General features: G+C 71.6%; 7 protein-coding genes. 6 read left to right on the forward strand and 1 reads right to left on the reverse strand.

Annotated elements, in window-relative coordinates:
• Nucleotides 1-530 precede the first annotated feature (530 nt).
• The 6 genes from J0910_RS29970 (at nt 531) to J0910_RS29995 (ending at nt 9,340) form a co-directional block, all read left to right on the forward strand.
• A complete protein-coding gene (locus tag J0910_RS29970) occupies nt 531-1,694 on the forward strand; it encodes a ParA family protein (protein WP_420162131.1) in 1,164 nt (387 codons plus the stop codon).
• Nucleotides 1,691-2,680, forward strand: a complete 990-nt coding sequence (locus J0910_RS29975) for a ParB/RepB/Spo0J family partition protein (RefSeq protein WP_420162132.1) — start codon at nt 1,691-1,693, stop codon at nt 2,678-2,680. Before J0910_RS29970 ends, J0910_RS29975 begins: the two co-directional genes overlap by 4 nt.
• Before the next feature lie 161 nt (nt 2,681-2,841).
• Nucleotides 2,842-4,677: a DUF2637 domain-containing protein gene (locus J0910_RS29980; RefSeq protein ID WP_420162133.1), complete on the forward strand. Its 1,836-nt coding sequence runs from the start codon at nt 2,842-2,844 to the stop codon at nt 4,675-4,677.
• Nucleotides 4,678-7,482: 2,805 nt separating this feature from the next.
• The gene (locus J0910_RS29985; protein WP_420162134.1) at nt 7,483-7,989 is read left to right on the forward strand and encodes an RNA polymerase sigma factor; all 507 of its coding nucleotides are present in this window, start codon (nt 7,483-7,485) and stop codon (nt 7,987-7,989) included.
• Nucleotides 7,986-8,513 (forward strand): hypothetical protein, encoded by a 528-nt coding sequence (locus J0910_RS29990; RefSeq protein ID WP_420162135.1) that lies wholly within the window; start codon nt 7,986-7,988, stop codon nt 8,511-8,513. Before J0910_RS29985 ends, J0910_RS29990 begins: the two co-directional genes overlap by 4 nt.
• 86 nt (nt 8,514-8,599) lie before the next feature.
• Nucleotides 8,600-9,340, forward strand: coding sequence for an AAA family ATPase (locus J0910_RS29995; protein ID WP_420162136.1), 741 nt, complete (start codon nt 8,600-8,602; stop codon nt 9,338-9,340).
• A 159-nt stretch (nt 9,341-9,499) separates the two neighbouring features.
• Here J0910_RS29995 and J0910_RS30000 read toward each other — a convergent pair whose 3' ends face one another.
• The gene (locus tag J0910_RS30000) at nt 9,500-12,895 is read right to left on the reverse strand and encodes an AAA domain-containing protein (RefSeq protein WP_420162137.1); all 3,396 of its coding nucleotides are present in this window, start codon (nt 12,893-12,895) and stop codon (nt 9,500-9,502) included.
• Nucleotides 12,896-13,060: the final 165 nt, after the last annotated feature.

The following is a 13,060-nucleotide window of genomic DNA, read 5'->3' on the forward strand; positions in this document are numbered from 1 at the left end:
ATCCCCAGCTCCGCCGCCCGGCACCGCCCCGGGCCGTGTTCGTCGCCGCGGTGCACGGCCAGTGGGCGGTTCCATCTGGAGTGCGCCGGCCGATGGCGGGGGAGCAGCGGGGGCGCTCCTTGCCAGTAGGGCGGCCTCCAGTAGCGGGATGGGCGAGCGGCGCCATTTCGCCGCCGACCCCTTTTTCCAGCTCCCGGATGCGGGAGGAGTCCAGTGCATCGGTTCGCACGGCTCGGCCGGCGGCGCCTTGTGCAAATGCTCCCGGGCCGGGGCGGCGTTCCGTTCCACCGGCCGCCGCCTTCTCCTCGGAGCCGGATCCGGCTGCGGGGGGGTTTCCCGGGCGGTTCTCTGCGGTGGTGACCGCCTCCGCGCTCAGGCCGCTCCCTTCCCGTTCAAGGGGTACACGGCGGCCGGGGCGCTCCCGGGGTGTAAACCGGGTTTACATTCGCCCTTCGCTCGCCTGGAAACGAGAGCGACACGCCACACCTCAGGTGAACCAAAGAACCGCCTGGCGTTAGTAAGGTAACGCCATGATGGCATCACGACCCGCTGAGGACCGTGAAAAGGTCACGTCCAAGATCCCCGAGGCGCTGCGGGCGCGGCTGAAGGTCCGCGCCGCCGAGTATCGCGTCGATATCCAGGACGCGGTCGCCGAGGCGATCACGCTGTGGCGGCGGACGCCCGCGGATCGGATTCCGATCGCCGACACCTCGGGGGCCGCATCGTTCAGCACGTGGCTGTTCCCAGGGGTCTACGACGAGTTCAAGAAAATCTGCGCCCGGCGGGATGTCTCCTACATCCAGGGCCTGGCGCAGGCGGTCGGCCTCTGGCTGGCCGACCATCCCTCTCCCGGACAGGAGTCTGGTGTGCGCTCACCTCGACGCGAGATCATGGCCAATCAGAAGGGCGGGGTCGGTAAGACCGCGCTGACCGCCGGCGTGGGGCAGGCCTACGCCGAAGGAGGCTCCCACGGGGGCCCGGGGCTGCGGGTGCTCATGGTCGACTACGACCCCCAGGGCCACCTGAGCAGCCAGCTGGGCATCGAAGCCCTGCCGCTGGACGGCGACAGCCTCGTCAAGCACATGACGGGCGAGGCCAAGGGCTCCATCGCCGATCTGATCGTCCCGGTGGAGGAGGAGCGCTTCGGCGACCGGCTCCATGTCCTTCCCTCCTGCGCGGACGGGTTCGTCCTGGACGTCAAGCTGTCCACGATCCGCGCCCGGGAGGCCGCGCTGGAGCGCGCGCTGGAGCCCGTCGAGGGCGACTACGACATCGTCCTGGTGGACTGCCCGCCCAGCCTCGGGCTGGCGATGGACAGCGCCATCTACTACGGCCGGCGCCGCGACGGGGAGGACCTCGCCCGCTCCGGCGTGGTCATCCCGGTCCAGGCCGAGGACTCCAGCGCCGATGCCTTCACCCTGCTCACCGGCCAGATCGAGGACCTGCGCGAGGACATGCGCATCGAGATCGACTACCTCGGCCTGGTGGTGAACATGTACGACGGGCGCCGAGGGTACATCGCGACCTCTTCCCTGGAGAGCTGGAAGAGCATCGGTGACCCCCGGGTGATCGCAGTGATCCCCGACCGCAAGGAGCAGCGCGAGGCGGTGCGCAGCAAGCGCGGCCTGCTCGCCTACGATCCCGAATCCGCCCAGTCCCAGGCCATGCGTGACATCGTGAAGGAGCTGTCGTGAGCAAGGCCGACAAACTCGGCGCTTCCGCCTCCTTCAGCGCGGCCGGCCGCCCGGCCAGCGCGCGCAGGCGCTTGATCGCCCAGGCGACGGGGGACGCCCCGGCCGATCCGACCCGGGTTCCGCTGGAGCAGCTGGCGGGCAACCCCGACAACCCCCGTGACGAGCTGGGGGATCTGGAGGAGCTCGCCGAGAGCCTGCGCACCCACGGGCTGCGCCAGCCGGTCAGTGTCATGCCCAAGCGGATCTTCCTGGAGGCCTATCCGCATTACGAGGAGGCCGTCGGCGAGGCGTCCTTCGTCGTGGTGAACGGAAACCGGCGGCTGGCCGCGGCTCGTCTGGCCGGCCTGCCGGCCTTGGCGGTGCATCTGGCCGATTCCCAGGACGCCGATACCGCTTCGATCCGCACCGCGGCCCTGGTGGAGAACATCCACCGCAAGGACCTCGAGCCGCTGGAGGAGGCGGCCGCGGTCCGCGAGCTGGTGGAGGTGTACGGAACCAATGCCGAGGCCGCCCGGAGGCTGGGCAAGACCCGCGCCTGGGTCGGGCAGCGGCTGGCCCTGCTGGACCTGCGCCCGGAGCTGCAGCAGGCTCTGCGCGGAGGGGAGTTGCGCATCAAGGATGCACGCCGCTTGGGCACCCTGTCGGCCGAGGAGCAGCTGGGGGAGTGGGAGCGGCTTGTAAACCCGGTTTACAGCCCGCCCCCCTCCTCTGACCCCTCTGCCTCCGAGGCCGGTGTAAACCCGGTTTACACCGGGGCGGAGGAGGCCCGCGGGCAGAAGGCCTCCGCCCCGGCGGAGGCGCCTTCCAGGCCGCCGGTGAACGGCGCCGCTCCCCGCAGGGGCAAGCGGCCTGAGCCCTTGAAGCTCCACGTGGAGTGGGACAACCCCGAGGCCGTCGCCGACCAGGTCTTCAAGGAGCTGTCCACCGGCATGTCCGCCGATGAGCTGCAGCGGTTCGCCTCCGCCTTCTCTGAGCGCCTGGCCTGACCCATCCCGTTCCGGCCGGGCCGGCGGGAGGGGCGGGGACACAGGCCTCCCCTCCGGGGCCGCCCGGCCCCGCCCTTCTCCGGAGCGGGGCCGGGCGAGCACCGTCCCCCATGCCCCTCTTCGGTCTCCTCATCCCCTCGATTCCAGGAAGAGCCTTCCGGATGCCCTTCGAAACCAGCCCGCCGTGGTGGGTGATCGCGATCCTGGCGATCGCCGCGGCCGCGGCGATCGCGGCAGCGCTGCGGTCCCTCCTGGCCCGCAGATCCCCGGGGCGCGGCGCCCTGCACGGCGGCCACCTGGTGGCGACTGTCGCCATCGCCGGGAGCGCACTCGCGCTGATCCTGGTCGCCTTCACGATGAGCTACGCGGCCCTGTACGAATCGGCGACCTGGCTGGCCGACACCCAGCTCTACGCGATCAACGGGGGAGACCTCCGGTTCCTCTTCCCCGTGGGGATCGACGCCGTCATCGTCTACTTCCTGGCGATGGACCTGATCATGGAGTGGCAGGGCCGCCGCCACCCGCTGAACCGCTGGGCCGCCTACGGGCTCTCGGCGATCACCATCGCCCTCAACGTGTCCCAGGGGGACGGCAGTACCGCCTCCTACCTCGGCCATGCGGGCCCGCCCGTGGTCATCGTCCTCATCGCCGAGGGGGTGGCGGCCTGGGTCCGCCACCTGGCCGGCCTGGCCCGCGGGACCACCGCCGACCGCATCCCCGTGGGCCGCTGGCTCGCCCACCCCGTCTCCACGTTCAAGGTCGCCCGGATGATGCTGGGGTGGGGCATCTACTCCTATCCCGATGCCCTGGAGCGCGAGCAGCGGCGCCAGCTCGCCTACGCGATGCTGCACCAGCAGTACGGCCGGGGCTGGCGCCGGCGCACTCCCCGGCATCTGCGGTGGATGCTGGACAACGGCTATGAGCTGGAGCGGGCTTTCGAGATCACGCGGGCGCTGACCACCCGGCGGGTGGCCATGTCCGCCGCCGAGGTGCAGAGCCACGCGGGAGCGGGGGAGGGGCGCCCCGGCCGCAGGGAGCTTTGGCCGCTTCCGGGCGCCTCCTCCCAAGCAGGGGAACCCGGAGGGGAGGGGGCGGCACCTGCGCTCGGCTCCTCCGACCGGGCCGGGGAAGGAGGGCTGCCGGCCCCCGGCGCCCCCGGGGAAGGGCTCGGGGCGGAGGCGCCAGAGCGGGACCCGGATGTCCGGGCCCAGGCGGAGCCTTCTGCGGGCCGGCCGCCGTCCCGGGAGGCCGAGCGGGGCCGCGGCTCTGAGGGCTCCTCTGGCCAGAGCGCCGCCGGCCACTCTGGCCATCCTGGCCGCTCCGGCCAGAGTCCGGTCGGCCGGAGCGGCCAGTGGCCGCGCGTTCCCGAGGAGGGCGGTGGCCGGCCGGGCGGCCCCTCTGGCCAGTGGCCAGTCCCTTCCTCGGAAGAGGGTGGCCGGTCGGCCGCGGCCGCTGGCCAGGGCCTGGCCCCGCCGGACTCTTCCGGAGAAGGGGGTGGCCACTCGGCCGGTTCCTTTAGCCGCAGCGGCCAGCGGCCGGATTCCTCGCCGGCGGGAACCGGCCAGGAGGCCGGGGCCGCTCCGGGCGCAGGGGAGGAGGGGTCCCGGGCCCCGGAGGCCGGTCCCCAGGCCACGGCCACCGGTTCCGCGGCCGGCCGGCCGGAGGAGGCAGGACCGCGGTCTTCTGCCGAGGACGGCTCAGGGGTGCCCGGCGCGGGTGCCTCCGGGAGCGGGGAGCAGGCCGGGGGAGGGGAGGAGGGATCCCCCCTTCCCGACACCCGGCTGACGGCCGAGCAAAGACGCAGGCAGGCGCGCCGCCTCATGGAGGCCATCCCCGACATCACCGACGACGAACTCGCCGCCGAACTCGGTGTGGCACCCCGCACGGCTCGCCGGTACCGGACCGAGGTCCAGCGTTTGTGGGCTGAGGAGGAGCTGGTCATGGAGGAGGCGGCCGATGGCCGTCCCCGCCTCGTCCGCAGCGGCACCAGCGCCTAGCGCTCTGGCCGCGGCCAATGGCCGCGGCCTTTCCGGCAAGCGTTGGCCAGTGGCCGCCGCGGCCGCGGCCGCCCTCCAGCCCCTCTGGCCGCTCAGGGGGCCGAGTGCCTTGCCTGGCCATCCGAGCAGCCCGTTGGCCACTCCCTTCCCGGGAAAGCTTTGGCCAGTGGCCACTCAGGTGGCCAAGGCCTGGCCAGTGGGCAGGGATCCGGCCGATCCGTCGGCCGCGGCGTCCGCCCGCGTCGGCCAGTGGCCGCTTCCTTCCAGGGAAGGATGTGGCCACTGGCCGACGGCCCGGGGCCTATGGCCGCCCATGGCCGCAGGCCGGCCGGTGGCGGTGCAGGCACCCCTTGCGGCTCTCCGCTCCCCGCGCCGGCGGGGTTCCCCCGGCCGAGACGGCGCTCGCTGGGTCCGTGAAGGACAGCACCGAGCTGAGCGGCGCCCAAGCACCGGGCCGCTTCTCTGAGGCCCTGAACCGCACCCCTCACGCCGGCCGGACCGGCGAACCCGGAGAGCTGTGCTGCGACCGGGACCGCGCAGGGGCCGCCGAGCCGGCGGCAGCCGAGGCCAGAGGCGAGATCGCCCGGCACTCCTCCATCCCCTCCCCGGCAGGCCGGGCCGATCTTCTGGCCGCCCTGGCCACCGGGCCGCTCCTCCTGCCCCCGACCTCGGCGCGCAGCCCGAGCGGGACATTCCCGATGCCGCCGTCTGCGCACCGGCTCCGCGCGGTTCGCGGTGGGCCTCTGCACCGGCTAGGTGCGGGTCTGGCCGGAGAACAGAGAGGGGAGCCCGCCGGAGCACTTCCCCCTGCGGTCCGGTAGAGGTTCTCCCCGGCGCAGCCCTGAACGGCGGAGGCTTCCCGGCCTCACCGCCTGCTGCGCGCCCCCGAAGGGAAAGGACCGGGCTGAAGGCGCCCTGGAGCGCCTGCTCCCGGGGGCCGCCCCTGCGAGGTGAGGGAAGGGTTCAAGGAGGCGATGCGCAGCTCCGCCTTACTCACCAGATGGGGTTCGCGCCCGGTGCGCCCGCACGGCCAGGCCGTTGTCCGAGCCCTGCGGGCCAGTGCCGGCGCCCTGTGCCCTGCCCTCCGCGCACGTCCCATCCGTAGGCGGCGGTGAAGGCCCCGCACTCCTCCTCTGAGTACCGGCCCAGGTCCCGCTAGACCGCGGCCACCACCGGCCCCACTCCCTCAATCCAGTGGAGGGCCGGTCCAGGTCCAGCAGCACCGGGCCGGCGGGGTGCGGGGTGATGTTCTTGCGGTGGGCGGCGCCGTGCGCGTGCCCCGGCTGCAGTGCCGGCTCCAGGGCGGTGCACCGGCGGCTCAGCCTGCTGATGAGGCCGCGGAGGAAGGCCGGTGAGGCCGGGGCCACTCCGCTTGCGGCGTCCAGGTAGGCCTCCGCCCCTTCCAAGGGGGGCGAGCTCGGGCAGGTCGAACTCGGGGGAGGGGAGCCGCTGCAGTTCCCTCAGGAGGTGCCCGATATCTCCGCAGGTCCCAAGGACCCGGGCCGCCCCGAGGTGGCCAGCCGTGTAGTTCGCGGACGGCCAGGGCCGTCCGCAGAGCGGAGGAGCCTGCGAGCGGCTCTTGCCCAAGCCCGGCCTTCCCCGTCGACGAGCGGCTGCGCTGACGCCGTCGCCCTGTTCGAGAGCGGATGGCCTCTTCGGCCCGCCTGGGTACACAGAAGGGCAGCGGCATCCCGGCGGCTTCGGCCCTGAGCGGGCAGCGCAGCACCGCGTCCCCTCTCTTTGGGGACGGGAGCCCTTCTCTGCTCTCCGAACCCGCAAGAGTATGCTAATCCATACGTTTCGGGGGGTTACAACCCCCGTTGGCCCCTCCCAGGGATCCCTAAAGCGGGGCCAGAACCCTCGTTACCCTTGGGTAAGGGGGGTTACAACCCCCACTGCGTTTCACATACCCCCAGTTCAGAGCCGTGTTTTCCCGCTGCTGCTCTTACACAAGGACCCCTCCGCCACAAAGGCCCCAGCACGCCCCTGACGGGGCGTCCCCGAACCGATGGGCACCGGAAAACGGGGCCAAGGACCCCGGTGGAATCGTGGCGACCACCTCTTCGAGGAGGCTCCAGGCAAGCAGGAGTACATGGCGAGGGCCTGGTGGTACCAGGGGGCCGCAGCCCCCTGGACCCCCGCCGACCGGACGGGAACCTGGCGCGACACAGGATGTGCATCGGCCCTGGACCGCTCGCGCCAGAACCCCGCCCGGACCGCTTTCTCCCCCTCCACCGAAGATGGCGGCCATGGCACCCCTACCGCCTGTCCCTGCCGGGCCTCTGGCACCTGTGCTCACCCTGGGCATCCCCAACGGGGCAGCGGCGATTCCGTCGCCCCGCGGTAATAGAGGAAGCAGTGGAGTACTGGACTGGAGCGGCCCCTGCTCCGTCCCGGAGCTCTAGCGGCGCTTCTTCTGAAACTCACCGGCTTCAGCCGCCTTCTCTGCGGCTCTGAACTGCTGGTTGTCACACTCCGGTGCCGAGGGGCTCTTTAAAGGGTGAGCAGGGTTGGAAGGGAGAAGCCGATGGAGCCGGTGCTGGCAGGGTTGGCGGCGATCGCGATCGCCGAGGCGGCGGGGGTGGCGAAGGCGTGGCTGGGGTCAGGAAGGCGCCTGTGCCGCTGCAGGGGTCCAGCGCCGGACCCCTCGGGTGGCAGAGAGGGTGGCCAGGCGCTGGTCGTCCACCTCGCCCCCGGCCCGGCCTCAGGAGGCGGCCGATGAAGCAGGACCGGCCTCGGGCCGAAGCCGCAAGGCTCGTCACCAACGCGGGTGCAGGCTCAGGGAAAACCCTGGTAGCCGCGCAGTTGGCTCTGATCCTGCAGGCAGAGCAGGAGGAGTGGCGCCTGCTCGTACAGGAGATGGGCCCCAAGCTGGCCGCCTACCTTCAGAAGATCGGCGCCGGCGTTGAAGAGGCCCGGGACGCCTACCAGACCGCGCTCACCGGAGCATGGCGCCGCCGGCGAGAGATCGACGACCTGCGCGCCTACATCTGGGTGGCCGCCAAGAACGCCTACCTCAAAAGCCCGGCCGAGCCCAGCCCGGTCCCCTTGGGCGAAGTAGAGATCCCCCTCCCGGCCTGCAGGCTTCCCGACTTCGCGGTGGAGCGGAGAGAAGAGCTGCGCCGGGTCCTCAAAGCGATGCAGAAGCTCCCCTTCGACCAGCGCGACGCCCTGGCCCAGGCCGCTTCCGGGTTCCGATCGGCTGAGATCGCCAAGAACATGGGCAGAACCGAGCAGGCCGTACGCCAGCTGGTGAGCAGGGGGCGGGCACGGCTCAAGCAGATCCTGGCCGCGGAAGGAGGAGAGGGATGAGTGAGGACCGCCGGCCGTTGAGCGATTCCGAACTCGATGCCCTCCTGGGGACCGCGGATGAGGCCCTGGAAGCGGCCTGGCGGTCGGAGCTGGCCGAACAGGTTCCGGACTTCATGCCGCTTCCGAAGCTCTGGGTGCCCCTTCCCCCCGGGCCTTTCGGAAGGCTGCAAAGGACGTGGCTGTACGTGCGCCATGACTGGGCCGCGCAGTTCGATGCGGCCGCGGAGGAGCTGGCCGGGGTGGCCGGACTCCTCAAGGCATCGGGCAGGCCCGAGGAGGCCGAGCGGGGCCGGAAGGCCCTCCTCGAGCTGAAAGAGGGGCTGGTGCACGGGGCGGTCGACCGGGAGGAGGCGCTGTCCATGTTCCGCATGGTCCAAGAGCCTCTCGGCGGCGTCCTCGAGCAGGACGTCTCCGATGAGGCCAAAGAGGCGGCCGCGGATGCCTTGCAGGCCGTCCTCGATCTGAGGGAGAAGGTGCGCCGCCTCTTCAGCGACCAAGAGGAGAGGGGACGGCTCCTCTCCTGACGCCGGTCCGGGCCGCCGCGTCCCGTCGGAGGGCCTCGGTAGGGTGGGGCGGCCCGTCCCGGTTCCGCGTCCAGGCGAGGAGCAGCGTGTTCGTCCAAGGCATCGACGTCCCCGACTGGGCCCGTCCCCCAGACCCGGAGGCCTGGCCCTACACGGTCCCGGCGGTGGGCGACCTGCTCACCGCACCACTGGAGTTCCACGCCCCGGTCACCTTCCTGGTGGGCGAGAACGGGTCGGGCAAGTCCACCCTGGTGGAGGCGATCGCCGAGGCCTACGGCCTGGACGCCCGCGGCGGAAGAGCCGGCCGCAAATACGCCAACAACCGCCCCAAGACCCCGCTGGGCGAACACCTGCGCCTGGACCTCACCGTGCGCGGCGCCCGCCAGCTCAGCGCCGGGCGCCGCGCGCGCACCGGGTTCTTCCTGCGCGCCGAGACCGCCTTCGGCCTGGCCGAAGCGGTCTCGGGGATGAACGGCTACTGGGAGGAGGACCTGGCCGAGCACAGCCACGGCGAAGGGTTCCTCATCATCCTGCAGGCCATGTTCGACAGGCCCGGCCTGTACCTGATGGACGAACCCGAAGCCGCCCTGTCGTTCCTGTCGTGCCTGCGCCTGGTCGGCCTCATGCACGACCTGGCCGAGTCCGGCTCCCAGATCATCTGCGCCACCCACAGCCCGATCCTGTCCGCACTGCCCGGCGCCGACATCATCGAACTCGGCGACGAGGGCGCCCGCCGCACCCAGTGGGAGAAACTGGAGACCGTCGACCACTGGCGCCGCTACCTGGCCGACCCGGGCCGCTACCTGCGCCACATCACCGGCCCATGAGCCTGTCGCTGAAGTCCGGCCGGCTTGAGTAATAAGAAGACGACAGGGCGGCGGGATGCGCCGGGATCAGCGGGGCAGAGAGGCTCCTGCGGAACCTCCGCCGATCTCCGCAGCGCCGGGGCCCGCTACGGGCGGGGCCCCGGCAGGGCTGATCCTTTTTCAGGCCGGAACGAAGTCGTGGGAAGGCAGCCGGTCGGCCAGAGTGGAGAAATAGTCCAGCTTCGACCAGGCCGCGAGATCGCCGATCACATAGAGGCGGCGCTTGGCGCGGCTGACCGCGACGTTCACCAGGTTAGGGGACTGGGCGGCCCACTCCTTGGCGCGGGGTTTGGCAGGGTCTCCGCCCAGCACCAGGATGACCACGTCGGCCTCCTTGCCCTGGGCGGTGTGCACGGTGCCGGCGTTGGCCTCCGGGACCCCGTAGGCCAGGGCGATGTCTTTGGCGGTGCGGGCCACCGAGGAGAACGGTGAGACCGTGAAGACCTGGCTCATGTCCTGGCCTCGCTCCCTCATCTTGCCCAGGATCCGTTCGAGGGGGGCTCGTTGGGACTCCACCCAGTGCTCCCGGGTCTGCCCCGCGGCGACGACGTTGACCCAGGAGCTTTTCGCGAGGTGGTCCAGTAGGGGCCGCTCCGGTGTACCGAACACCATCATCCCGCCGTAGGCGATCTCGTTGGAGACGTCGAACATCGGGGAGTCGCAGCGCCGGTGCACCCGCAGCGGGCAGCCCACCCACAGCGGCAGGCCCTGCGGGCCGGGAAGCCGGGTCCCCAGGAGGGTCACCTCGTCGGCGAGCTGCTGGACCGAGGTGGTGCCGGGCACCCATTTGTCGGGGACCCGGTAGGAGCGGCGCAGCGCCTCCTGGGCGGTGTAGGGGAGGCTGCAGATGGGTTCGAGCTGGAGCGGGTCGCCGACGACCACGGCGCGGCGCGAGCGCCACAGGGCTCCGACGGCCTGCTGGGGTGTGGCCTGGCCGGCTTCGTCGATGAGCAGCCAGCCCAGTTCTTCCTGGCCGAAGGGTTCGAACTGCTTGGCGAAGGAGGAGAAGGTCGAGGAGATCACCGGCACCGCCATGAACAGGCTGCGCCAGGCCCCGAGTACGCCGCCGCGCGGGGCTTCGGCCGCCTGGCTGCCGCGCAGCATCTGGTCGGCCGCGGCGAGGTTGGCGTGCATCTTGGCGGAGGTGCATTCCAGGAACGCGCGGTGCAGGTCGACCGCGGTCAGGAACACGCGGGTGCGGGCCGCCGTCAGCTCCGGGTCGCCCCAGATGGAGGCGAGTTCGCGGGCCTGGTCGTCGGCCAGGAGGTCTTCGGTGGGGAGGAAGCCCTCCCACTCCTCCCACCCGCGGTCGACCTGCTGCTGGGCCGCGGAGTAGGCGCGTTCGGCCTTGCCGGTGCGGGCGAGCACCGCTGAGAGTTCGCGTTCGCCGGCGCTGAGCTGCTCGTCGGCGGAGCGCAGGCGCGCGGCCCACTCCTCGTCGGCTGCGCGGGCCTGCTCGAGGTGGGCCCCCATGCTCCGAGCGGTCTCCTGCCATTCCTGGTGGAGGCGGCCGGAGGTGAGCCGCTGGATTCCTGTGGGGCGGCGCCTCCAGTGCTGGCCCATGGAGCGTTCCCACCGGTCCCAGGTGTCGCGGGCTTCCTCGCGCCGCTGCAGGACCGTCCGCCTGTGGGTGTGCGCGGCGTCGTGGCGGTGCCGGGCCTGTTCTGCCTGCTCGGAGGCCTCCTGGGCGGCTTTGCGCAGTTCGGCCAGGCGGTGGGTCTGGGCGGCGAAGTCGCGGCGCTGCTCGCGCAGCCGCTCTACTTCCCGTTCGGCCTGAGTGAACGCCTTCACCGCCTCCCTCCAGCGGCCGATTCCGGGGGCCGGGCGTTTGAGGACGTCGTCCATGCCGCCGCCCGGCGGCCTCCATTTGCCGTCGGCCTGGCGCTGGGGCGGTCCTCCCTCCCAGAAGCGCCGGGCGAAGTCGATCCGGTTGGCCTGTTTGCCGAGCCGGGCCGCGAACACGCCCCATGAGGGGCTGTCCAGGACTTTCGCGCCGACCTCGGCGAAGTAGTCGGCCTCCTCGGCCCATTCCTCTGCGATGGCCCCCGCTCCGGGCAGTTCTGTGGTGACGTTTTCCACCGCGCCGTTGTTGGCTGAGGCCACCACGATCTCGTGGCCGGTCAGTTCGGGGATGAGGGGGTGGACGGTGGTGGTGTTGCGCCCGGTGCGCCAGGTGATGGGGGAGGTGTAGCCCTTGTCGGGGGAGGGGAGCCGGGCCAGGACCCGGGCGCGTTCTGCGACCACGTGGGCCACCAGGTCGCGCAGCAGGGTGGTCTTGCCGGTGCCGGGCGGCCCGTTGACGGCGAAGATGCCGCTCCCTTCGCCGCCGAGGCGGTCGACGATGGAGTTGACCGCGACCTGCTGGCTGAAGACCAGTGGGTGGGAGGTCTTCGCGGGCCACCGGGCCGAGGGGGTCCTGCCGAGTGCGACGCGTGCCGCGCTGGTCTCGGTGCGCAGGTCGATGCGTTTCAGGCGTTCGGTTCGGGAGGGAGGGGAGAGGTAGTCCCCCAGGGCGGTGCCGTAGCGCCCGGACCGCACCTCCTCGGCGACCATTCCGAGGTCGTCGGCGATCCGGCTGTTGAGGATCTCGCCGGTGTCGGGAGGGTGAGGGGGCTCCGAGGGCGGTTCGCAGGCGTCCCGGTCGGCTGCGCGCTGGTGCATGACCTCCTGCTGGCGGCGGTGTTCTCTGGCGGCCTCCCAGGAGGTGACCTGTTCGCTCTTCACCCGTATCAGCGGCCGGGCGAAGTCGCCGATGCCGCACAGCCGCAGTGCCGTCTGTGTGCATGCCTGCAGGTCTTGACGGGTCAGGGGGCGGCGGCTGGCGCCGGCGGGGTTGGAGTCGGGGCGGGCGGAGGCTGCGGGCTCGGGGACGGCCGGTTCCGACCGGCGGCTGCGGTACAGCTCGTCCTCGGCGGTCTCCAGGAGTTCCCAGATGTCGGCGAGGCTCTCCGCCTGGAGGAAGGCGTCTTTTTCCAGGACGCGCATCAGTGCTTCGCGGGAGAGGACGCCGCCGGTGGCCAGCCATTCGAAAAGCAGGCTGAAGGTGTCTTCGGCGTGCTTGAGTCCGGACAGCCAGCTATCGACCGTAGGGCCCGGGGACAGGGTGCGGCCCACGGCCCATCCGCAGCTGCCGATTCCCTCGGTGTCCAGCAGGGGGCGCCCGAAGGAGTCGAGGACGAAGGCGGCCACGGGGGCTTCTCCGAGGCGGCGTTCTTCGACGTCGCCGTACTCCTCGGTGCCGAACTTGTCGCGGAGCAGGTCGCGGACGCGGTTGAGGTCGATGGCTCCGCAGTAGACGGTGTGGCGCCATTCCTTGTTGCGGGAGGGGGCCCACCGGTCTTGGAGCCGGTGGTCGGGGTGCCAGGGGAGGGGGTCGTCCTTGGCGGGATCGATGTCGGCGAGGGGGGTGTATTTGTTCGGCCGCTTCGGGACTTTGGGCAGGTCCTGGGGGAGGAAGTATTCCACTGCCTGCCAGTAGTCGAGTACAGCGGCTTTCTGCCGTTCGGTGTTGCCCACGCACGTTCCTTCGCTTTGCGACCAGGCGGCTCCGAAACGTTTCTAGCAGGCCTGGGATCGGGCCGTATCGCCGGTGTGCCAACCGAACCGGGCTTGTGCGGCCTCCGGAGAGGGGTGCCAGGAGGAAGGGGCCGTGCGGCCTGCACCGAGGGATGCCGGGGAGGG

It is taken from the genome of Nocardiopsis oceanisediminis (genome assembly GCF_048595525.1).
Lineage (GTDB): Bacteria > Actinomycetota > Actinomycetes > Streptosporangiales > Streptosporangiaceae > Nocardiopsis_A > Nocardiopsis_A oceanisediminis.